Origin of the sequence: uncultured Kordia sp. (assembly GCF_947496985.1) — a bacterium.
Classification (GTDB): domain Bacteria; phylum Bacteroidota; class Bacteroidia; order Flavobacteriales; family Flavobacteriaceae; genus Kordia.
Map to the genome: position 1 here is coordinate 116,312 of NZ_CANMEZ010000009.1, position 21,908 is coordinate 138,219.

21 protein-coding genes are annotated in these 21,908 nt (G+C 31.2%); 9 read left to right on the plus strand and 12 right to left on the minus strand.

What is annotated here, in order from left to right; genetic code table 11:
* Window positions 1–372 carry a ribosome silencing factor gene (gene rsfS / locus Q0828_RS19535; protein ID WP_298425293.1) on the minus strand — a complete coding sequence of 124 codons (372 nt, stop codon included), beginning with the start codon at window positions 370–372 and terminating at the stop codon, window positions 1–3.
* 94 nt (window positions 373–466) lie between these two features.
* Here rsfS and Q0828_RS19540 point away from each other — a divergent pair, with 94 nt between their 5' ends.
* On the plus strand, window positions 467–1,198 hold the full coding sequence (locus Q0828_RS19540; protein ID WP_298425296.1) for a biotin--[acetyl-CoA-carboxylase] ligase: 732 nt from the start codon (window positions 467–469) through the stop codon (window positions 1,196–1,198).
* Window positions 1,199–1,321: 123 nt separating this feature from the next.
* Here the strand turns inward: Q0828_RS19540 and Q0828_RS19545 are convergent, their stop codons facing one another.
* Both Q0828_RS19545 and pyrE read right to left on the minus strand, forming a co-directional pair.
* Entirely contained in the window at window positions 1,322–1,714 is a 393-nt protein-coding gene (locus Q0828_RS19545) for an SRPBCC family protein (RefSeq protein ID WP_298425299.1), read from the minus strand.
* Window positions 1,715–1,741: 27 nt separating this feature from the next.
* Window positions 1,742–2,386, minus strand: a complete 645-nt coding sequence (pyrE, locus tag Q0828_RS19550) for an orotate phosphoribosyltransferase (protein WP_298425302.1) — start codon at window positions 2,384–2,386, stop codon at window positions 1,742–1,744.
* Between the two features lie 7 nt (window positions 2,387–2,393).
* Between pyrE and Q0828_RS19555 the strand changes: the two genes are divergently transcribed.
* Window positions 2,394–2,975: an NUDIX domain-containing protein gene (locus tag Q0828_RS19555; protein WP_298425305.1), complete on the plus strand. Its 582-nt coding sequence runs from the start codon at window positions 2,394–2,396 to the stop codon at window positions 2,973–2,975.
* A 32-nt stretch (window positions 2,976–3,007) separates the two neighbouring features.
* Here the strand turns inward: Q0828_RS19555 and Q0828_RS19560 are convergent, their stop codons facing one another.
* Window positions 3,008–4,759 (minus strand): M14 family metallopeptidase, encoded by a 1,752-nt coding sequence (locus Q0828_RS19560; RefSeq protein ID WP_298425307.1) that lies wholly within the window; start codon window positions 4,757–4,759, stop codon window positions 3,008–3,010.
* A gap of 184 nt (window positions 4,760–4,943) precedes the next feature.
* On the opposite strand from Q0828_RS19560, the gene Q0828_RS19565 reads away from it, so the two are divergent.
* The 3 genes from Q0828_RS19565 (at window position 4,944) to Q0828_RS19575 (ending at window position 11,056) form a co-directional block, all read left to right on the plus strand.
* Window positions 4,944–6,584 carry a SulP family inorganic anion transporter gene (locus tag Q0828_RS19565; RefSeq protein ID WP_298425309.1) on the plus strand — a complete coding sequence of 547 codons (1,641 nt, stop codon included), beginning with the start codon at window positions 4,944–4,946 and terminating at the stop codon, window positions 6,582–6,584.
* Window positions 6,585–6,672: 88 nt separating this feature from the next.
* Window positions 6,673–8,886, plus strand: a complete 2,214-nt coding sequence (locus Q0828_RS19570) for a response regulator (protein WP_298425312.1) — start codon at window positions 6,673–6,675, stop codon at window positions 8,884–8,886.
* The gene (locus tag Q0828_RS19575; protein ID WP_298425315.1) at window positions 8,876–11,056 is read left to right on the plus strand and encodes an ATP-binding protein; all 2,181 of its coding nucleotides are present in this window, start codon (window positions 8,876–8,878) and stop codon (window positions 11,054–11,056) included. Before Q0828_RS19570 ends, Q0828_RS19575 begins: the two co-directional genes overlap by 11 nt.
* A 68-nt stretch (window positions 11,057–11,124) precedes the next feature.
* Here Q0828_RS19575 and coaD read toward each other — a convergent pair whose 3' ends face one another.
* Both coaD and Q0828_RS19585 read right to left on the minus strand, forming a co-directional pair.
* Window positions 11,125–11,580, minus strand: a complete 456-nt coding sequence (coaD, locus tag Q0828_RS19580) for a pantetheine-phosphate adenylyltransferase (RefSeq protein ID WP_298425317.1) — start codon at window positions 11,578–11,580, stop codon at window positions 11,125–11,127.
* Between the two features lie 35 nt (window positions 11,581–11,615).
* Complete coding sequence (locus tag Q0828_RS19585; protein WP_298425320.1) at window positions 11,616–12,596, minus strand: D-alanine--D-alanine ligase; 981 nt, start codon at window positions 12,594–12,596, stop codon at window positions 11,616–11,618.
* A gap of 123 nt (window positions 12,597–12,719) precedes the next feature.
* Here Q0828_RS19585 and Q0828_RS19590 point away from each other — a divergent pair, with 123 nt between their 5' ends.
* Window positions 12,720–13,304, plus strand: coding sequence for a PASTA domain-containing protein (locus Q0828_RS19590; protein ID WP_298425323.1), 585 nt, complete (start codon window positions 12,720–12,722; stop codon window positions 13,302–13,304).
* Window positions 13,304–14,344, plus strand: a complete 1,041-nt coding sequence (locus Q0828_RS19595; RefSeq protein ID WP_298425325.1) for an RluA family pseudouridine synthase — start codon at window positions 13,304–13,306, stop codon at window positions 14,342–14,344. The genes Q0828_RS19590 and Q0828_RS19595 overlap by 1 nt, the downstream gene beginning before the upstream one ends.
* Window positions 14,345–14,373: 29 nt before the next feature.
* Here the strand turns inward: Q0828_RS19595 and Q0828_RS19600 are convergent, their stop codons facing one another.
* From Q0828_RS19600 to Q0828_RS19625, 6 genes are all read right to left on the minus strand, one after another.
* Complete coding sequence (locus Q0828_RS19600; RefSeq protein ID WP_298425328.1) at window positions 14,374–14,937, minus strand: helix-turn-helix domain-containing protein; 564 nt, start codon at window positions 14,935–14,937, stop codon at window positions 14,374–14,376.
* Between the two features lie 104 nt (window positions 14,938–15,041).
* Window positions 15,042–15,218: a hypothetical protein gene (locus Q0828_RS19605; RefSeq protein ID WP_298425331.1), complete on the minus strand. Its 177-nt coding sequence runs from the start codon at window positions 15,216–15,218 to the stop codon at window positions 15,042–15,044.
* Window positions 15,219–15,337: 119 nt separating this feature from the next.
* Window positions 15,338–15,781: a hypothetical protein gene (locus Q0828_RS19610; RefSeq protein ID WP_298425334.1), complete on the minus strand. Its 444-nt coding sequence runs from the start codon at window positions 15,779–15,781 to the stop codon at window positions 15,338–15,340.
* A gap of 35 nt (window positions 15,782–15,816) precedes the next feature.
* On the minus strand, window positions 15,817–16,368 hold the full coding sequence (locus Q0828_RS19615; protein ID WP_298425337.1) for a hypothetical protein: 552 nt from the start codon (window positions 16,366–16,368) through the stop codon (window positions 15,817–15,819).
* Between the two features lie 50 nt (window positions 16,369–16,418).
* On the minus strand, window positions 16,419–16,781 hold the full coding sequence (locus Q0828_RS19620) for a helix-turn-helix domain-containing protein (RefSeq protein WP_366523619.1): 363 nt from the start codon (window positions 16,779–16,781) through the stop codon (window positions 16,419–16,421).
* Window positions 16,782–16,964: 183 nt separating this feature from the next.
* Complete coding sequence (locus tag Q0828_RS19625; RefSeq protein ID WP_298425340.1) at window positions 16,965–20,246, minus strand: T9SS type B sorting domain-containing protein; 3,282 nt, start codon at window positions 20,244–20,246, stop codon at window positions 16,965–16,967.
* A 216-nt stretch (window positions 20,247–20,462) separates the two neighbouring features.
* Here Q0828_RS19625 and Q0828_RS19630 point away from each other — a divergent pair, with 216 nt between their 5' ends.
* On the plus strand, window positions 20,463–21,116 hold the full coding sequence (locus tag Q0828_RS19630) for a glyoxalase (RefSeq protein ID WP_298425345.1): 654 nt from the start codon (window positions 20,463–20,465) through the stop codon (window positions 21,114–21,116).
* Between the two features lie 33 nt (window positions 21,117–21,149).
* Entirely contained in the window at window positions 21,150–21,908 is a 759-nt protein-coding gene (gene yaaA, locus Q0828_RS19635; protein WP_298425347.1) for a peroxide stress protein YaaA, read from the plus strand.

Here is a 21,908-nt window from a genome sequence, read left to right on the forward strand (position 1 = left end):
TTAATAATTTGCTTGAATAGTAGTAATCTTGGCATCTCCCCAAAGTCCTTCTATATCATAAAATTCACGGATGTGTTTTTGAAATACATGAACGACTACATTCACATAATCCATTAATACCCATTCTGCGTTATCAGCACCTTCAATGTGCCATGGTTTGTCTTTCAATTCCTTACTCACCATTTTTTGAACAGAACCTACAATGGCATTTACTTGTGTATTAGATGTACCATTACATATTATAAAGTAGTCACAAACTGTATTTTCTATTTCGCGTAAGTCTAAGATAGTAATATCATTTCCTTTAACTTCTTCTATCCCTTTTACGATGCCCGTGATCAATTGATCCGTGCTAACCTCAGTTTTCGTCATTCAATTATTTATATTTTGTACAAAAGTATTACTTTTAAATGTTATTTATAACACCATTAACATAAAGAATACTTAAAGAATTTTTAAATATACAATGAAAATAATCAAACTTGATGCCATTGATTCCACAAATACTTATTTACGTCAGTTAAGCAACACTGAATTATTGGAAGATTTCACCATTGTAGTAGCTGCTTCACAGACAGCAGGTAAGGGACAAATGGGAACAACTTGGAGCTCTGAAAAAGGCAAAAACCTTACGTTTAGTGTATTTAAAAAGATTTCGTGTTTAGATACTGATGAAGGTTTTTACATAAGTATGGCTACTTCTTTGGCTATTTATAATGCGTTAACATATTTTCAGATTCCTAAATTAGCGATTAAATGGCCTAACGACATTTTGTCAGAGAGTCAGAAGATTTGTGGAATTTTAATTGAAAGTGTCATACAAAATAGCAAAATGACAGCAGCAATTATCGGAATTGGAATAAATGTGAACCAAACAAAGTTTGAAAATGGCTTAAATGCTTCTTCGTTAAAAAAGATTACAGGAATTCATTTTGATTTAGATGAAGTGATGTTTCAACTGACAAATCAATTAAAAAAGTACTCTCGCTTGATTACAGATCGATCTTTTGACCTATTGAAAACAGAATATGAATCGTTGTTATTTCGAAAAGACAAACCTTCTACTTTCAGAAAGTTAAATGGTGATTTATTAATGGGATTTATTCAAGGAGTTGGCGAAGATGGAAAACTAAATGTGTTATTAGAGGATGAAATAGTAACAGCATTTGACTTGAAAGAAATTAAGCTTTTGTATTAATTTTGACCTTTCTTTGATGCTTAATTAGTAGATCATTATCATTAGACATAGCCAGAATGAAAATAAAAAAGTTGAACAAAGATATCTTCATTCAACTTTATAAAAATTATATATTTTAAAGGTTTACAATTTCCCCATATTTTCAGCAAGCGTATTGATAAATTTCCCGATAGGTCCTTTTATCATCATTGCCATCATTGGATTAAAATCACCTTCAAAAGCTAATTGTGCTTCACTTTTCCCAGCTTCTAATTCCTCAATATTTCCTGTAAGCGTAAAAGGTAATTTATCAGATGCAGCTCCTAATACAACTGTATTTGGAGGTGTGCTTTCTTTTAATTTTAATACGATTTCAGGCATTCCTTTTAGCGCAAAAAGGAATTTTCCTTCGGCTAATACTTCAAATTTGCTAATACTTTCTGGCATTAATTTTTCAAAGTTCTCTACATTCGTCAAAAAATCGTAAAGCTCTTGCGGCGATTTCGCTACGGTAACTTTTGGGCTTTCTAAATTCATCTATTATTTTTTATTTGGGTATTCTAATCAATTTGCGTTCCATTTTGAAGGGTCTTTTCGCCAATTTTCTAACGTTTCCAATTCTGAAGACGTAATATAATTTGTGTCTAAGGCTTGCTCAAGTAAGTTTTCATAGTTACTCAATGTGTTCAATTGTACATTGGCATTTTCAAAATTTTCCTTAGCAATATCAAAATTATACGAAAAAATAGCCACCATTCCTTTTACATTAACTTCTGCTTCTTTTAATGCTTTTACGGCATTTAAGCTACTCTTTCCTGTACTGATCAAATCTTCTACAACCACTACATTTTGACCTTTTTGAATAAAACCTTCAATTTGGTTTTGTCTTCCGTGCTTTTTTGCTTCCGGTCTAACATATACAAACGGAAGACCTAAATATTCAGCCACTAGAATTCCAATTCCAATAGCGCCAGTAGCTACACCAGCAATTACATCAGGTTTTCCATACTCTTTTTCAATATGTTTTGCGAATTGTTCTCTTAGGTAGTTTCTAATAGGAGGAAACGATAGTGTTATCCTGTTATCACAATATATTGGAGATTTCCAACCAGAAGCCCAAGTAAAAGGTTCTTGTGGTTGTAATTTAATTGCGTTAATTTGCAATAATAATTCGGCAGTCTTTTTAGCTGTATTTTTATCAAAAATCATAATGCAAATGTATAAAGTTTTTATCAATGAAAAGCTTATTATTCTATCAAATGAAATAAATAAGCATGAAATTTCCGACACTTTTTTATTGAAAGACGTTGATTTTGAGTGGATTATTGGGAAAATTGCTGCCGGAAAATTAGATAAAGCGATCCTTTATCACGATAACGGTGATGAGTTATTACCACTTTTATATACAAAATTGCCTTTGGTTGAAGCCGCAGGCGGATTGGTGAAAAATACAAATGATGATGTACTTTTTATTTTTAGAAATGGAAAATGGGACTTACCTAAAGGAAAAACTGAAAAAGGCGAAGACATTAAAGAAACTGCTATTCGTGAAGTAGAAGAAGAGACAGGCGTAAAAGGTTTGGTAATTACAGATTTTATCACAAAAACGTATCATGTTTTTAAACGTAATGGTGAATATCGTTTAAAATTAACACATTGGTATTATATGCGAACTGCGTATGAAGGTGAATTATTTCCACAATTAGAAGAAGATATTCTTGAAGTTGTATGGAAAAATGAAGCAGAAACTACAGCGGCACTTCAAAATTCTTATGAAAATATAAAGTTGTTATTTTGACTTCAATTTCGCTCAATTTTCAAACTAATACATTATCGCAAAATTCTGAAAATAGGATAACGCAGGTGTGCTTCTTCATAATGATTGGATTGTTTGTAAAGCCAACGTAATTGTTTAGATGCACTATTTGCAAAAGTAGTATCAGTTGCTTGCTTTTCGGCAAGTTCTTCACGTAAACGTTGATTAACGTTTAATATTTTTTGTATTTCATCTTCAAAAACATAGGCTGAAAACCCTTCTTTTTGCTGTAAAATAGTATCGAAAAAATTCCAATTGAAAAACGAATCAACAGCTTCAGGCTCTAAAGTTTCTAGGAGATAACGAAATGCTATCTGATTTGTATACACAATAAAATCACCTTGGGTAAAACCAATTTTTTGTTGAGTTTTCTTCACTTCAGTATTATAATGTGTATAATGTCCTTCAAACGGATTTTTATAGGTTTTATAATTTTTAATATGATATGTTTCCACTCGGATAATCGTATCTTTTTTGAGTTGTGACATTTCAACCTTATTCAATTTTAAAAGCTCAATAACAGGATGCCAACCTTTTGGAATTACATATGCTTTTGGAATTACAACTTCTTTTTTAGGTTTGAAATAATTTGAATAGTTTACTTCTTTTGTAAATGGTTTTGTGTCATCATACTTTAAGCGTTGCTGTCCTGTAACGTCACTTTTAATAAAATTCCCCTCAAAACCTTTAAATTTTAAAACAGTTTTTTTGCTTTTATTTAATTCCCATTGTACAGGATAAGTTTTTGCATTTACAAAAGAGGTATGTGTCTTTGCACGAATAGACTTAATATTTGCATGATGTTTCGTTTCAATATTTTGAATTAGTGCATCCATTAAAGCATATGTTCCTTCTACACGTTGTTTATATGGTTTTAGCATATGTGTTTCCACCATTAAACCAAGTGTATTAAACAATGTTGTGTATCCTGTAGAATAACGTGGAGAATCCATAAATTGAGAAAAACCGGCTTCTGGTGTTCTGCCAAAAACATTTACATACGGTGTAATATCCCAATTGTTTTCTTGTAATGTTTCTTCTAAATCGGGCATCATGGTTTCGTGTAAAAACGTACCTGCTTCATGTCCTAACTTATTATGTTGTGTAAATAAATGTGTCAAAGTATATTGATAATCTGCACCATTACTTACATGATTGTCTACAAAAACATCAGGTTGTACTTTATGAAAAATTTCAGCAAATGCTTTTGCGTTTCGCGTGTCAGATTTAATAAAATCACGATTTAAATCATAGTTCTGGGCATTTCCCCGAAAGCCATAAGCTTCAGGACCATTTTGATTGGCTCTCGTATCAGAATTTCGATTTAAACTTCCTCCAACATTATACACAGGAATTGTAGCAATCACTACATTTTTTGGAGCTTTTTTTGTTCCGTTTGCCAAATCTCTAAATAGCATCATAGTGGCGTCAATTCCATCACTTTCACCAGGGTGAATTCCATTATTGACTAATAAAATTGTTTTCTCTTTTCGAATCGCATCAAAATCAAAATTTTCATCAGAATTGTAAGTAGCTAAATGTAATGGTTCGCCAGCATCTGTTTTTCCAATAGTTTCCAAATGAATTTGATCGTAACTGTCTGCTAAATTTTCATAATACGCAATTACCTCAGGATATGTAGGTGTTTGTGTTCCTCCAGATTTTTCAAATTGTGTTGTAAAATCAATATCACTTTTAGCATTTTTTTGTTCAGAAGTACAGGCAAAAAATAATAAGAAGATAAAAAGATAGCTTAGTTTTTTCATGAAAATAGATTTTGACTTGTCAAACTTAGTCAAAAAAATCAGATGTTGTTTTTTTAAAATAATCATTAACATACTAACAATTCATCTTTATACTTTATGGGAAACTTTAAAAAAACTTGTAAGAAGAAATAATAACTGTATTTTTGCCGCTTCTTAAAACACGAGAAAATTAGAGCAAAGAATTATGACTGAGTTTATTAGAAAGCGTGCGGCGAATGCCAAAAATGATATTTTAAGTGGATTAACAGTTGCGTTGGCATTAGTGCCAGAAGCAGTTGCATTTGCCTTTGTAGCAGATGTTCCGCCAATGGTTGGATTGTACGGAGCCTTTATGATGGGACTGATTACTGCTATTTTTGGAGGACGACCAGGAATGATTTCTGGAGCTACAGGAGCAATGGCAGTTGTTATGGTTGCTTTAGTGAAAAAAGGAAATGAATTCGGATTAGAAGGAGGACTTGGAGAGCAAGGTTTACAGTTCTTATTTATTACCTTGTTAATGGTTGGAGTTATTCAGGCTTTAGCTGGAGTTTTTAAACTTGGAAAATTTGTTCGCTTAATTCCACACCCAGTAATGATGGGATTCGTAAATGGTTTGGCTATTGTAATTTTTATGTCACAGTTGGCTATGTTTCCGCAAATTGCACCAGATGGTGTTTCTATTTGGTCAGATGCAGGTGCTTGGTTTTCAGCATTATTTAGTAATGCGAAATTTTGGTTAATGTTCGGTCTAGTTGGATTGACAATGTTAATTATGTGGGGATTGCCAAAATTGACAAAGAAATTACCAGAAGCGTTAATCGCGATTATTGTGGTTTCTGCTATTGTGATTTTAGGAAATGTAGATGTTGCCACAGTAAAATCATTTATTGTTGAAGGAAGTGAAGGAGCTGCTGATGGGCTAAAAGGAGGATTACCAGTATTTCAATCAGATATATTTACAGCTAAGTTATGGAGTATAGATGCATTATTGATGATGGCGCCGTATGCGTTCATTTTAGCAGCTATCGGATTGATAGAATCCTTAATGACATTAAACTTAATTGATGAATTAACAGAAACTCGTGGAAATAGTAACCGTGAATGTTTAGCGCAAGGTGGCGCAAACTTTTTAAACGGACTTTTCGGTGGAATGGGAGGTTGTGCTATGATTGGACAATCAATTATTAATATCAAAGGTGGTGGACGTGGAAGACTATCAGGAATTGTAGCTGCATTAGCATTATTGTGTTTTATCTTATTTGCTTCAGGCCTTATAGAACAAGTGCCAATTGCTGCATTAGTTGGAGTGATGTTTATGGTAGTTATTGGAACTTTTGCTTGGAGTAGTTTTAGAATCTTAAATAAAATTCCTGTAAGTGATGCTATTGTTTTAATTGCAGTTTCTTTAATTACAGTTTGGCAAGATTTAGCTATTGCTGTAATAGCAGGTGTTATTATCTCTGCATTAGTGTTTTCATGGGAAAATGCAAAACGTATTCGTGCGCGTAAGAAAGAATTGGAAGACGGAACAAAGGTATACGAGATTTTTGGACCATTATTTTTTGGAAGTATTCAGGCGTTCAATAGTAAGTTTGATATAAAAAATGATCCTGATAAAGTAGTAATTGATTTTATGGAATCAAGAGTTTCTGATCATTCTGCTTTGGAAGCAATTTTCAATTTAATAAAGAAATACGAAACAGCAGGAAAACAGTTGCATGTAAAGCATTTAAGTGAAGATTGTAAGGCTTTAATGGTTAAAGCTTCTCCTAAGCTAGCAAATGTAATTGAAGATGCAATTGACGATCCACGGTATTATGTAGTAATGGATCCTGAGAACTAATTTTTTAACAGTAGCCCTTGAAAAAAAGTTAGAAAGCTACACTAATTTTTGTATCTTTTTCGGCAGATTTTTAGCCTACTCGCAAACTATGGGTGCCATACGTGTGTTTTTATTATTTTCTGTCTTTGTTTCTATAGCTCATGGACAAATAAATCGTACCGTAGATAAAGATAGTATCAGTTCTTTGCACAGTATTGCTAAAGAATTATCTTCCCAACGAAAGTTTAATGATGCCTTAGTGAAAGGTCAGACGGCCTTAAAACATGCTAGTTTTATAGAAAACGATAGTCTTATAGCAGAAAGCTATCGAACTCTAGGAATTATTTATATCCGAATGGATTATGGCAAACTTGCCATTGAAAACTACTGGAATTCAATTTCATATTACGAACGATCAGACAATCAAAAAGGCTTGATGAAAATTTATAATAACATTGGTTATTATTTATTCAAACAAAAAAAATACGAAGAGGCAGAAAAACAATTACGTCAAAGTTTAGCACTTTCAGAAAATTTTACGGAAGATTTGAGTTCTATTTATCCAAAATATAATATTGGACAATTATATTTAGAACGAAAAAAGTATAGAAAAGCCAATGACTGTTTCGATAAGGTAATTGTATACTGTGATACAAGTATTAACTATAGTACATCGTCTAAAATATTACCTACAGCTTATTATTTTAAAGGGCAAGCATTATTTGGTCAGAAAAAAGTAAAAGAAGCTATAATAGCGTATAGTAAGCTTGTAAAACTATGTGATGAAGATGATCCAAATTATTATGAATTATTGTCTTTAGCATATGAAAATTTACTCAAAATATACAAGATACAAGGGAATAAAACAGGTGAATTAGAAGTGTTGGAAAAGCACATTCACTTTTATGAATTACATAAGTTAAAACAAAAAGATAAAACCTTTGAAGAAATTCTTCTTAAGTACGGAATTGACGAGTATGAAAGTCGTTTAGAAGTTATAGAAGAAGATCGAAAACTTAAAGAAGATTATATTAATTGGTATGATAAGCTGATTTATGTGTTAATTGTAAGTTTATTTATATTATTACTATTTACAGGGTTTTTCTATTTGAATCAACGTTGGCGAATACGAACAAATGCATTGTTAAGTGGTCAAAATAGACAGTTATTTGAAGCTAAAAAACAAATAGAAAATGTGTCTAAAATACGATCTAATTTCTTTTCGCTAATTAGTCATGAATTGCGTACACCTTTATATGCAATTATAGGAATGACAAATTTGTTATTGCTTGAAAAGCCTGAAAAATACCAAGAAAGATATCTAAAATCATTAAAATTTTCAGGAGAACACTTGTTGGCAATTATCAATAATATTCTGCAAATGAATAAAATTGAAGCTAGTAAGATGAATACAGTTGAAGAAATAGTTGATCTAAAGAAAAGTATTCAAAATGTAATTACTTCTGTGAGCTTTCTTGTAAAAGAAAATAAAAACAACATAGAAATTCAATTTGATGAGGAAATTCCAGATCAATTGTTAGGTGATAGCTTAAAAATATCTCAAGTTTTATTCAATTTATTAGATAATGCAGTTCGTTATACCTACGATGGCAATGTAACACTTGCTATTATCAAAGTTGGTGAAACTAGCGAAACAGTACGATTGAAATTTTTAATAAAAGATGATGGTTTAGGAATTCCACAACAGAAGAAACATATTATTTTCGAAAACTTAGAAAAAGGAGTTGTACTTAGTGAAGACAATGGTTATTTAGACTTAGGGCTAGGATTAACAACTGTAAATAATTTACTAAAAGTATTAAAATCTAAGCTGCACTTAAAAAGTGTATTAAATGAAGGTTCTGAATTTTACTTCGAATTAGAACTGATCAAAGGAGAGGACGAAGAAACGGAAGAAACATCATTTGATATAAAAAGTTATGACTTTGAAGGATTAAATATCTTAATTGTTGATGACAATGCAGTAAACGGTTTACTAACTCAAAAAATATTAGAACGTCGCCAAATAAAAACCAAAGTAGTGCATAGTGGTTTTTCAGCATTAGACATATTAGATAAACAAGAATTTGATTTAATTCTGATGGATATGTTTATGCCAAAACTAAATGGTATTGAAACGATTGAGAAAATTCGTGAAAACAACAATCATATTCCTATCATTTTATTAACTGCAATGGAAATTTCTGAAGCGTATGCAAAAGTTGTAAATACAGAGATAAGTGGTGTAATTAGCAAACCATTTGATCCAGAAATATTATACGATAAAATTGATAATGTAATACAGTCTTTCAATGAAGAATAATTGGAAATTACATATCGTCTTATGCATATTTGCCTGTTTACAAGCTGTGGCGCAACCTGTAGATAAAGATAGCATCCGAAAGCTAAATGAAAATGCTTTTGACTTAACTCGTAAGTTCAGTTTTGGGAAATCACTTTCGTATAGTTACCTAGCAATTCAATATTCAATTAATAATGATGATGATGAATCGTTAGCAAGTTCATACAATACTTTAGGTATTACTTATAATCGAATGCATTATTACAACAAAGCACAAAAGTATTATGAAAAAGCGCTAGAAATTCATGAAGCATATGAGAATAAAAAGCAGATAGTATTACTAAATCATTATTTGGCGCGAATTTCTATAGATAGAAAAAATTATGGGAAAGCAAATGAATATTTAGATTTAGCATACAAAATAGCAAAAGAAACAGGTGATCCTGAAAACGAACTTGTGCTAGATTGGGTTCAAATTGATTTATACCAACTAGAAGGTGAATATACCAAAGTTGTCAAGCATGTAGATGGAATGTATGAACGCATCAAAATAGCTTCTAACAAAGCGTTCTACATTGCACGTAAGAATTACTTAGGCTTTGTGTTAGGAGATGCATACTATCACTTAAAAGACTATGAAAAAGCTGAAAAATATCTAGAAAAACATACGAAAGACGAATATGTGCATAGTAATGATTTGGCTGTGTCATTCATGCAATTATCAGATATATATAAATCTAAAGGTGAAATTGACAAATTCAAAGAAGCACAAGAAAAATATCAAGAAAACTTAAAAAAGAAATTAAATACAGATCATCAACGACTCAAAGAAGAGTTGCTAATGAATTATAGTTTGAATAAAGATAAGCTCAAGCTAGATGTTTTAGAACAAAAAAATAAACGACAAAATGCCATTGTAAATCGTTCTAAAATCTTTGTAATCATTATCGTTATTCTATTGTTAGTTTGTATCGCTTTAGTAGTGTTATTAATAAAAACGATCTACAAAAAAATAAAAAGTAACAAGTTATTACGGATCAAACATAATAAGCTGGAAGAAGCAAAATTGAAAGCTGAAATGACGTCTAAAACGAAGTCTAACTTCTTCTCAATGATGAGTCATGAATTGCGAACGCCTTTATATGCTGTAACAGGAATTACACACTTACTATTAGAAGAAAATCCAAAACCATCTCAAAAGCAATACTTAAAGTCATTAAAGTTTTCAGGAGATCACTTATTATCACTTGTAAACAACATTCTTCAAGCAAATAAATTAGAAGATAATACAATTACAATTGGAGCGTCTACATTCAATTTAAAAACAAATATTGATAATATTCTTAAATCATTTGATCTATTAATTAAAGAGCGCGAAAACGAATTACACATTGCGTACGACAAAGAAATTCCAGAATTATTAGTTGGCGATAGTTTAAAAATATCTCAAATATTGATCAACCTAATTAGTAATGCGATAAAGTTTACAAAAGGTGGCGCCATTCGATTAAGTGTTGAAAAAGTAGAAGAAAACTTAGAAGATGTATTACTACATTTCTGTGTACAAGATACAGGAATTGGAATTCCAAAAGAAAAGCAAGAAAAAGTATTTGAAATGTTTTCGCAAAATTATGATGCGATAAATGAAGAATATCAAGGTTCTGGTTTGGGATTATCTATTGTGAAAAAACTCTTGGAAGTCTACAATAGTGATATTCATTTGGAAAGTGAAGAAAATAAAGGGACAACGTTTACGTTTGATATTCGTTTCCCAAAAACAACAGAAGCTGTAAATACGATTGGTGATTTCGATTTAGATGGCGTTAATTTCAGTCAGTTAAAAATGTTAGTAGTTGATGATAATCGAATCAATCAAATGCTGACAAAGAAAATTTTATCTACAAAAAACATTACAACGGATATTGTAGCCAGTGGAGCAGAAGCAATTGAAGCTGTAAAGGAGAGTAATTACGATGTGATATTAATGGATATTCACATGCCTGAAATGGACGGTTATCAAGCTACAAAAGCAATTCGTAAATTTAACAAAGAAGTGCCAATTATTGCATTTACAGCCGTTTCTTTAGATGATAGCTTCCATAAAATTATAGATTCAGGAATGAACGATATGATTCTGAAACCATTTGTAGCATCACAATTATTTACATTGATTCATAAACATATGAAGTGATTTGAAAGTATTGAATGCTGAATTTTGAATGTAAAAGTTTTTCTTCCTAATTTCTAACCCCAGAAAACCTAGCCAACACGTACACTATCAGGAACCAACAAAGTGTAATCTCCATTATTACGAATAACTTCACGTACAATAGAAGAAGAAATATACGAAGTGCTAGCAGCTGTCAACAAGAAAATAGTTTCTATAGGAGCCAAATCACGATTGGTATGTGCAATCGCTTTTTCAAACTCAAAATCAGCAGGATTTCGAAGTCCACGTAATATAAAATCAATATTATTTTTTTCGCAAAAATGAACAGTTAAACCTTCATATGTAACAACTTTTACCTTTGGTTCGTCTTTAAATACGTCTTCAATAAACTGTTTGCGTTGTTCTAAACTGAACATATATTTTTTAGCGGAATTAACACCAATCGCTACCGTTATTTCATCAAATAATTTCACGCCACGTTTAATAATGTCATAATGTCCTAAGGTAATTGGATCAAAGGATCCAGGAAAAAGTGCTCTCTTCATTTCTGTAAAATTTCTTGATAATTTGTAGTAAGGTACTATTTTTTAGATAAAGCTAACTCAATGGCATTTCCAAATAATTCTGGCAATGAAATTCCAGCAACTTTGGCTTGTTGTGGCAAAATACTTTCTTCGGTCATTCCAGGAACGGTATTTACTTCTAAAAGATGCGGTACTCCATTTTTAAAAATAAATTCACTTCTAGAAAAGCCTTCCATTTTTAAAATTTCATAAATTTCTTTGGCAATTTTATTCACTTGAGCTTCCATTTCCGGAGAAATACGTGCTGGAGTAATTTCTTGTGATTTCCCCAAATACTTGGCTTCGTAATCAAAAAAATCGTTCTCAGAAACAATTTCTGTAATAGGTAATACAGTAATTTCCCCTTTATAATTAATCACACCAACAGAAACTTCTACACCATCTAAAAAAGATTCAATAATAACTTCGTCATCTTCTTTTAGTGCTATTGCAATAGCATTTGGTAATGCTGAAATTTCATGCACCTTAGAAATCCCAAAACTACTACCAGCTTTATTTGCTTTTACAAAGCATGGTAAGCCAACTTTGGCAACAATCGTTTGTACATCAAAAGGATCGCCAGCATTCAGATAATAAGAAGTAGCACACTTAATTCCATAAGGTTTTAAGGTAGATAACAAATCACGTTTATTAAAAGTCAATGCAGCTTGGTACATACCACAACTCGTATGTGGAATGTCTAACAATTCTAAATACCCTTGAATATAACCATCTTCACCAGGCGTTCCATGAATAGCATTAAACACACAGTCAAAGATTATTTTTATATCATCTATAGTAACGGAAAAATCGTTTCGATCAATTGGAAATTCTTTTTCGTCAGTTGTAACACAAACCCATTTATCTTTAAAAATATGAACTTTATATGTGTTATAAATTTCTTTAGATAAATGTTTGTAGACTACATTTCCAGTTTTTAGTGAGATGGCGTATTCACTGGAATATCCGCCCATTATAATGGCTATATTTTTCTTCATTTGGATAAGAAATAACTCAAATAAACGTTATTCTAACGAAAGTAAATCTATTTGTGGACAAATCAAAGTAGAATATTAGGAATAATAGTATGTATATTTGTCACATAAAAACCGTTTTAGTACATGAAATTTTTAAAATTTTTAATATCAAAAGTATTTTTAAAGCAAGTAGGAATTGCTTTAGGAGTACTTATTGTCATTATTTTTATAGCGATGCGATGGTTGAGCTATTCAACAAATCAAGGTGATTTTAAAACTGTTCCAGATTTGAGTAAACTTTCGTTTGATGAAGCAAAAGCAAAATTGGCTGAAAATGACCTAAATTACATGTTGCAAGATACCTCAAACTACAATCCAGATTATCCTGCATTTTCTGTTATTGAGCAAAGTCCGGTAGCAGGTGAAAAAGTAAAAGAAAACAGAAAAATATATCTAAAAATAAATCCTTCTAAATACCGTGAAATTACCATTCCATATGTAATTCAAATCACAAAAAGAACCGCAGAATCAACATTAAATGCAGTTGGTTTTAGTGTGGAAAAAGTGACATACAAAGACAATATTGGAAAAGATATGGTATTAGGGATACAATACAAAGGAAAACCAATAAAGCCCGGACAAACACTTCCAAAAACTTCTAAAGTTGAATTGATATTAGGAAACGGAAAACGTCCAGGAGGAAGTTCCAATGATGAAAATGAAGAATAATGCAGGAACATAACTTTCCACAACCACAAGAAGAGTCAGACGAATTATACGAACATTATTCGTTTACTGCCGAAAAAGGACAACAACCTTTACGAGTTGATAAATATTTAATGAATTTCATTGAAGGCGCTACGCGAAATAAAATTCAACAAGCAGCCAAAGATGGAAACATCTATGTAAATGATAAGCCTGTAAAATCGAATTACAAAGTAAAAGGAAATGATGTTATTAAGGTTCTATTTGCGCATCCACCTTATGAAAACTTATTAGTTGGTGAAGATATACCAATTGATGTTGTATACGAAGATGATGATGTGTTGGTTGTAAACAAACCAGCAGGAATGGTAGTGCATCCAGGACATGGAAACTATTCAGGAACGCTAATTAACGCATTGATTTATCATTTTGATAATCTTCCAAAAAATTCAAATGAACGTCCCGGATTGGTGCATCGAATTGATAAAGATACCAGTGGTTTATTGGTTGTAGCCAAAACAGAAGAAGCAATGACACATTTGGCAAAGCAGTTTTTTAATAAAACTTCTGAACGTATTTATTACGCCTTAGTATGGGGAAATGTGGAAGAAGATGAAGGAACGATCGAAGGAAATATAGGACGTCATCCTAAAAATAGATTGCAAAACACGGTTTTCTTTGGCGATGATGCTGAGAAAGGAAAAGCAGCTGTAACACATTATAAAGTATTAGAACGCTTAGGATATGTGACCTTAGTTTCATGTCAGTTAGAAACAGGTCGTACACATCAAATTCGTGTACATATGAAACATATTGGTCATACTTTATTTAATGATGAGCGTTATGGAGGCGAACGTATTTTAAAAGGAACAACCTTTACGAAGTACAAACAATTTGTAGACAACTGTTTTAAAATATTACCTCGACAAGCACTACATGCAAAAACGCTTGGATTCATTCATCCAAGAACAGGTGAGAAGATGAGTTTTAATTCCGAAGTTCCAACAGATATTGCAGAATGCGTAGAAAAGTGGCGTAATTATGCCAAACATGCAGAAATGTAGGCACAATTACGCATTTTATTTTTTATAAATTACCTAACAAATTTAATTAGACTAGGGAAATTAGTTGTCTTACCATAATTTGTTCTTATTGCAGCAATGACTGCAAGTACCATATTTATAATATACAATCCGAAGAAGGCAATAAACAGGATTTTAAATTTTGAGAAATTTATAAGAGTAGTAAATACGACTCCGCAAATAAGGCATGCATAAGTAATAATAGACCAAGTAATTTGAAAGTTCAACAGATCTATTCCAGCTTTTTTTAAACCTACGATTTTATCTTTATTCGTAATCCATAGGATTAATGGTATGATAATATTTCCAGTAGGGATAATTAAAAAAGATAATGTAGAGAGATACAAAAAGGTTAAAAATCGATTGTCTGTTTTTTGACCGTAATTTAAAATATCTTCTACGTTCAAATTTAAGGCTTCACAAATTAGTAGCGTTGTTTTTCCACGTGGTTCACTTTCACCACTTTCAATGCGTTGAATTGTTCTTAAATTGATTTTTGCTGTTTCGGATAACTCTTCTTGAGTAAGTCCTTTTGTTTTACGTGCTTCTTTTATTTTAACTCCAATTTCATTCATAATTTATAGTTTTATTTTTGAACAAAATTATAGGAGATGTGTTCGTGTTGATAACGGTTTTCATGCGGCATTTATATGACATTTGTGTCAAAATACTGAATTTACTAGCTTTTCTCATTATTCATTTGTTGCTTACTTAATTCATATGAACTATATAAAAGACTTATTCCACAAATAAAACCAGTAATAGTAGAAGTGATAGATTGACCATTTATAATCATGTAAATAGAAGCAGCAATAGATAAAATTCCAATGATTAATATAATATACTTTGATTTCATAATGTTAGATTTCATGGTTTAATACCAGATAAGTATCAAAAATGACCGTATTGTTACGATAGAAGTCTAACGAATTGAAAATAAGTGAATAAGTAGTGTGTGAATTAAGCCTGGCTAGATTACTTTTTTGTATCAAACAACAATGATTTCTTCTTAAAATTGAGGCGCATTTGATTGTATTTTTTCTTTTTGATTACGTTTAAATCCTTCTTTGTAATCTCAAAACTAATTTGTGTCATCCAACGATTAGAAACATTAGAATAATCTGAATCAATTTCATAATTGTCAGACTTTACAGTTACTTCTTCTTCGGTTAAAAAAGTTAAACTAGCTCCTTTCAATGTTTTAATCTTAGTAGTACCTAAAATCGTTACATTTAAAAAAAGATAACCATTTAAATCTTGAATTCCTCCCCAAATTCCACCATGTTGAGACGTTGCAATCTGTTCCCCAGGGACATTTTCCATTTTGTTCTCCGTATAGGTGTCAACATGTGTACGTTCCATAGCACGAACATTTCCCATAAGTGCCAACACTTTATCAATAGATTTGAATAGTTTCATGTGTTTATTTTTATGCGGCGCAAGATATAATTATTCTAGGAAAGTTGAATCAATTCATTGAAAATATTGAAGTGATGCTTTTCAGTTCTTAATTCGATGGTTAATTTGTTGTTTTTTAATGTAATTGTGTAAATTTCATTCGTTTCAAAAAGCATTTCTAAAGTATTCAAAACTTTAGAAAAATAAGGTAAATATTCACCATTTGTTTTCATTACGTATGCTGGATGTTGTTTAAGTTTTAAATAAGAAGGTTTCATTATATCTATAAACTTTCTCTTTCGAATAAAGAACATAGCATTCTTAGCGTTTACAGCATGACAAGTCCATTCAGCAATAGTTAAAAGGTTTTGATATTTTGAAGAGAGCAGCAGGTTTCCACCTGAAAAGGTGGATTTTTTATAGAATAAATTCCAAGATTTTAAAGTTTCTATTTTGCCTTCAATTAAATAACTCCAAGCATTATACCGACCTCTTACCTTTCCTTCTTTTCCTGCAATAAAGCGTTCGAAAACTTGGCAAAACTTTTTGTTTTCGATATAAAAAGGAGAATCTAACTCTTCTGGTACTGCATTGGATTTTATTTTCATTTAGTAACTTTACTTGATATGACTATCTGTAAAATAAATTGTTAGACTAATTATGAATGATCTTTCTCAATCAAAATATTTCCAAATGTTTTGATTTGATCAATAATAGGTAGCACTTTATGTCCATACGATGTGAGCGAATATTCTACTCTAGGCGGAATTTCTTTATATGCTTTGCGATGTAAAATACCAAAGGCAACTAGATTTTTCAACTCTTGAATTAGCATTTTTTCACTAATCATAGGAATCAATCGTTTCATTTCTCCAAAGCGTCTTTTTTCTGTTCCAATTTCATTAATAATTAGAAGCCTCCATTTACCTCCAATAACTTTTAAACCTCCTGCGACTGAACATAAAGAATTATTTTCGTTTCTTCTGTGAATTGGAATTCGTAAATAGTTAAAATAGTTTATAAAAAAAGGTTATTTAAGGAATTAACAATGTTGATTGTTTAAGTAGCCTTTTTTAAATTGATTATAATTGTAAAATAGTACATATTCTTTCTATGTTTTCAAATGAATCATAAACAATCTTGTATTATCATACAAAAGACAACTTTTTAAAATGCTATTTTCTCTTTTTAAAGAGTATTATTTTTATCTTTTTAAGCTAAAATTTCCTCTGTATTGTTTGCCATTTTGACGTTCGACTAAAAACCAATAATCAGCAGAAGGCATTGGATTACCTTTGTAAGTTCCATTCCAACCGATGTTGTCTGGTTTTAGAATTTTGATGAGTTTCCCATAACGATCAAAAATATAGATTCTATTAAGTGGCTCTTTTGATGAATTTAATAATTGCCAAGTATCATTATATCCATCACTGTTAGGTGTAAAGAAGTTAGGGTAATAGAGTAGATATACTTCTTCCGTGACTATTCCACATCCATTTTTGTCTCTTACATGTACTAAATAATCATCAATTAATAGATTAGAAAATATATTTTCATCTTGATAATTTATTCCATCAATGGAATATTCATAATCACCACTTCCTTCTACTAGAACTGTAATTGTATTGTTGTTCTGTGTCCAATCTGTTTTTTCTATCTCAACAATTGTAGCAATTGTAGATTCTAATACCGTTATTGTTTTAAAGCTTTCACATCTGATTCCGCCTTGCGTATTGGCAACAGTTAGTTCATACGTTCCTGCTTGATGTATTGTAATTATCTGTGTAGTATCTCCTGTAGACCATATATATTCGTCAAATCCTGGATCTGCAATAATTTCTAAGGATTCATCTTTACATATTGACCATACATCACTCATTGTTAAAACTGGTTTAGGTACTACATTTACTGCAAAAGAAGTTATTGTGTAACATTCTGGATGATCATTGTTTTCTAACCTCGTATAAATAATTTGAGGATTTGCTGTGTTTTCAAAAAGTGAATTTAGGTTATTCATCCCACTTTCTGCATCTGATTGTGATGAGTGATATGTGATTGTATTTTCAGAAGCTGACTGACCGTTCAAAATAGTAATATTCTGACTAGACAAGTCAACAAAAACGATTCCATCATTCTCTTCTTCATCACATAAAAATAAGTCATCAGGTTGAGTTGCTATTGGAAAAAATGCAATTCCAATTTGAAATGATGTAGTATTGTAACAATCTGTATTGTTTCTATTTTGTATTCGAGCATAAATTGTCTTTGCACCAGCATTTAATGTATAATTAGTTGGAAGTGAATTATTATTATTTTCTGCGTCCGTCATATTTTCAAAATAGAATACTTCAAAATCGCTATTTGATTGTCCATTTAATACTTGAGAGGTATAATTTGAAAATATAAATATTGCTTCTCCATCGTTAGAAACATCATCACAGACAATATCATCCGCTACAGGAAAAGCTGTTGGTGTTTCATAAACAATAAAATCTATTGTAGTTTCATCAAAACAGATTGTATTTAGTAGATTTTCAACTTTAACAGTGATGGTTTGTGAAGCCGTTGTAAATGGATTTGGAAGTGGACTCATTAATGTGTTTCCATTTTCATCAGTATACGTAACATTCATTCCTGTTTGTCCGTTTAAAACCAAAGCTTCAATTGTTGATGTATTAAAAGTCGCCAAGCCATCTGAATCATCATCACAGGACGATAGCGGAGTAACAAAATTAGCAACTGCAGCTGCATTTACTGTAAAAACAATAGCTGTTTCGTCGTAACAAGCTCCATCAATGTCTAAGGAAGTGTTATTTGTAACTCTTGCTGTAATGGTTTGCGAAGCAGACATAAAAGGATTTGGTAATGGACTTGGTAAAGGGTTTCCATTTCCATCAAAATACGTCACATTTACGTTCGTTTGCCCGTTTAAAAGTGTAGTTTCTATAGTTGAAGTATCAAACTCAAACATGTTATCTCCGTCTGCATCACATTGTTCAGGAATTACCACTGTATTAGCTGTCGGAATTGTTTCAACATGTAAAGTTATATGATGTCCTAAACCTAAACAATCATTATTGAGTGCGCTATCTACACGAATGTAAATGTTTTGCGTTGTTGGATATCCAATATTTCTGTAGTTTGATATATCTGTGATTGGATTAAGCTCTGTTAACGCATCTGCTTGATTGCGATAGTAAGTTATTATCAATTGTTGTCCCGATGGGAATAATGTTTGAATTTCTGAACTTACCACGGTAAAGTCAAAAGCAGTTATTCCATCAGTTGTTGTTCCGTTGATAGCATCATCACATTCATGAAAATTTCTAGTGAATGTATTTGGAATTTGCGTAGTAGAAACAATTAAATTTAGTTGACTTGTTTTATAACAGCCATTGGCATTTTCTATTCTTGCCCAAACACTATCTGTACTTGATATTTGATTGCTATATGTTGTAGATACAGTTATTGGATTTGCATTCGCTTCAGCTTCAGTTTGTGATTCATGAAATGTAATGGTTTCATTTAAATAATTTGTTGATATTTCTGAATTAGCTTCTGTCAAATTGAACACACTAAATCCATCTAAATTATCATCACATTGTCTGAGTTCCACAATTGGAGCTACAGTTGGAACATCATTAATGATAACTTGTACCGTATCTGTTGAAATATTTGATCCAGAAGTTACTGTAACAGATACGTTATAAGTTCCAGGCATTGTGTATGTATGCGTTGGAGATTCTAGAGTTGAAGTAGTACCATCTCCAAAATCCCAAGATGTTGCGCTAAATGATTCATTTGAATTTAGTTGAAATGTAGTTACATCTCCTAAGCAGGTATTATCATATAATATCCTTGTGCTAATAATTCCATTTACAGTTATATAAAATCGAGCATTAGGTTTAGGGATCGTTAAATCACCTGAAGGTAAATAAGTGTTGATGCCATTAAAACCACCACCACATCCATGATACCAAGAAATATCATTATCCGTTGCTGTACCTGCAAAAAAAGCTGAAGGTGTTGCAATCTCATTAGGATTATCAACTTTTTTCACCTCAACTAATATTCTATTTGTTCCTGGAGGAATAATAACTGGCTGATCAAAAATGATTGTAATTAACGCAGGTGGCCCAGAACTAACTACGTATGGTATTGTTTGAAGCTGACTGCTACCTAAAAGGGTAGTTTCATTAAACGAATCTGGGAAATTATCATCAATTCCATATATATTGAAACTTGCCAATGCGCCATTATAAGACCTAGCAATACCAAAATTTCCTGACGAAATTACAAATTCATCAGTTGCTGAAATCCCAAAGTCAGCTAAATAGAATGTTCTTCCAAAATATTCTGTGTCGCTACAAGAAAACATTCCTGTATTTATTAACTCGTCTCCTATATTATGAGATAGCGTTATTTGTCCAAAAACTGAAGTATTAAAAACTAGTAAAAACGAGAGTAGTATATAAATTTTTTTCATTCTGAAAATTGGTGTGCAAAAGCAAATATACAATCATTTTAAAATAATAACATGTTACTTTTTGTAGGCTTTTGAAGATATTGCTTGTAGAATACAATTTCATTTTTTAAAAAAGAATAACACTAATAAATAAATTATAAAAAAACCTTATTACTACATAAACGATAACTCTTTAAAAGATGATTCAATCATTTTTGAAAACAGTAAATTTATAGTATGAAAATTAGCGAATTAACCCTTTTTACAACAAAATTAGAAGCACAAAAACAGTTTTACGCACAAGTGTTAGAATTACCTTTACTGTTTTCTGATGAAGAAAAGTTTACCGTAAAAATAGGTGTTTCTTTACTTACCTTTGTGAAAACAATAACTTCAAATCCAGCACATTTTGCCGTAAATATCTCATCAAATAAAATTCAAGAAGCCTTAAGTTGGATTCAAAACAGAATTCAAATCCTTTTATGTGAAGGTGAAAATATTGCCGATTTTTCTAATTGGAATGCAGAAGCATTGTACTTTTATGATCAAGATCAAAATATAGTAGAATTTATTGCACGAAAAGATTTAGAAATTATCAATACATATCCTTTTTCTTCTTCTGATTTTTTGAATATTAGTGAAATTGGAATTGTATCAAATAATAACAAAACGATATATGATGAATTACAAGCAATTCATCCAATCCCTATATATGATGGGAATTTAGAGCGTTTCTGCGCTTTAGGGAATACAGAAGGTTTATTCATTTTGGTCAACAATACTAAGAAAAATTGGTTTCCAACACAAGAAGAAGCATTTGTAGCTGATTTTAAACTCAAAGGAGACTACAATTTTGCATTTACAAATGGTAAAATAATCGTAGAAAAATAGTACATTTAACAACATAAAAACGAAAGAGAAAAAATGAAGATTGTCATATCACCAGCAAAATCATTAGATTTAGATAGCAAAATTCCAACACAAAAACATACCGAAGCTAGTTTCTTAAAAGAAGCAGAGCGTTTAAGTAAAGTATTAAAAAAGAAGTCACCTAAAAGTTTAGGAAAGTTAATGCATATTTCCGATGCTTTGGCAGAATTAAACTGGCAACGCAATCAAGATTGGAGTTTGCCATTTACTGCAGAAAATGCGCGTCCGAGTATTTATACATTCAGCGGAGCTGTTTTTCAAGGACTAAATGCTTACTCTTTACCAGAAGAAAAAATAGACGTATTACAAAACTCGTTACGGATCTTATCTGGACAATATGGATTGCTAAAACCATTAGATTTAATGCAGCCATATCGTTTAGAAATGGGCACAAAACTACCCGTAGGAAAAAACAAAAACTTATACGAATTCTGGAAAAAGAAAATTACTACACAACTAAATGACGAACTGGAAGAAGATGAATTGTTTGTAAACTTAGCTAGCAACGAATATTACAAAGCCGTTGATACAAAAACATTGAAAGTTCCTGTAATTACACCTGTTTTTAAAGATTTAAAGAATGGCGAATACAAAACCATTATGACGTACGCTAAACTTGCTAGAGGTTACATGACACGTTATATTATAGATACAAACGCTAAAACTATTGACGATTTAAAAGGATTCAATTATGAAGGATATGGATTTAGCGAAGAAATGTCTAACGGCAATGAATTAGTTTTTACCAGATAA

What these genes read in the sequence shown, in the direction of transcription:
- Q0828_RS19565 (WP_298425309.1), top strand. Translation starts at nt 4,944, where the DNA reads ATGACTGAGTTTATTAGAAAGCGTGCGGCGAATGCCAAAAATGATATT.
- Q0828_RS19625 (WP_298425340.1), bottom strand. Translation starts at nt 20,246, where the DNA reads ATGAAAAAAATTTATATACTACTCTCGTTTTTACTAGTTTTTAATACT.
- Q0828_RS19570 (WP_298425312.1), top strand. Translation starts at nt 6,673, where the DNA reads ATGGGTGCCATACGTGTGTTTTTATTATTTTCTGTCTTTGTTTCTATA.
- Q0828_RS19545 (WP_298425299.1), bottom strand. Translation starts at nt 1,714, where the DNA reads ATGAATTTAGAAAGCCCAAAAGTTACCGTAGCGAAATCGCCGCAAGAG.
- Q0828_RS19590 (WP_298425323.1), top strand. Translation starts at nt 12,720, where the DNA reads ATGAAATTTTTAAAATTTTTAATATCAAAAGTATTTTTAAAGCAAGTA.
- Q0828_RS19540 (WP_298425296.1), top strand. Translation starts at nt 467, where the DNA reads ATGAAAATAATCAAACTTGATGCCATTGATTCCACAAATACTTATTTA.
- Q0828_RS19575 (WP_298425315.1), top strand. Translation starts at nt 8,876, where the DNA reads ATGAAGAATAATTGGAAATTACATATCGTCTTATGCATATTTGCCTGT.
- Q0828_RS19595 (WP_298425325.1), top strand. Translation starts at nt 13,304, where the DNA reads ATGCAGGAACATAACTTTCCACAACCACAAGAAGAGTCAGACGAATTA.
- yaaA (WP_298425347.1), top strand. Translation starts at nt 21,150, where the DNA reads ATGAAGATTGTCATATCACCAGCAAAATCATTAGATTTAGATAGCAAA.
- Q0828_RS19585 (WP_298425320.1), bottom strand. Translation starts at nt 12,596, where the DNA reads ATGAAGAAAAATATAGCCATTATAATGGGCGGATATTCCAGTGAATAC.
- Q0828_RS19630 (WP_298425345.1), top strand. Translation starts at nt 20,463, where the DNA reads ATGAAAATTAGCGAATTAACCCTTTTTACAACAAAATTAGAAGCACAA.
- rsfS (WP_298425293.1), bottom strand. Translation starts at nt 372, where the DNA reads ATGACGAAAACTGAGGTTAGCACGGATCAATTGATCACGGGCATCGTA.
- Q0828_RS19610 (WP_298425334.1), bottom strand. Translation starts at nt 15,781, where the DNA reads ATGAAACTATTCAAATCTATTGATAAAGTGTTGGCACTTATGGGAAAT.
- Q0828_RS19615 (WP_298425337.1), bottom strand. Translation starts at nt 16,368, where the DNA reads ATGAAAATAAAATCCAATGCAGTACCAGAAGAGTTAGATTCTCCTTTT.
- Q0828_RS19605 (WP_298425331.1), bottom strand. Translation starts at nt 15,218, where the DNA reads ATGAAATCAAAGTATATTATATTAATCATTGGAATTTTATCTATTGCT.
- Q0828_RS19555 (WP_298425305.1), top strand. Translation starts at nt 2,394, where the DNA reads ATGTATAAAGTTTTTATCAATGAAAAGCTTATTATTCTATCAAATGAA.
- coaD (WP_298425317.1), bottom strand. Translation starts at nt 11,580, where the DNA reads ATGAAGAGAGCACTTTTTCCTGGATCCTTTGATCCAATTACCTTAGGA.
- Q0828_RS19560 (WP_298425307.1), bottom strand. Translation starts at nt 4,759, where the DNA reads ATGAAAAAACTAAGCTATCTTTTTATCTTCTTATTATTTTTTGCCTGT.
- pyrE (WP_298425302.1), bottom strand. Translation starts at nt 2,386, where the DNA reads ATGATTTTTGATAAAAATACAGCTAAAAAGACTGCCGAATTATTATTG.
- Q0828_RS19600 (WP_298425328.1), bottom strand. Translation starts at nt 14,937, where the DNA reads ATGAATGAAATTGGAGTTAAAATAAAAGAAGCACGTAAAACAAAAGGA.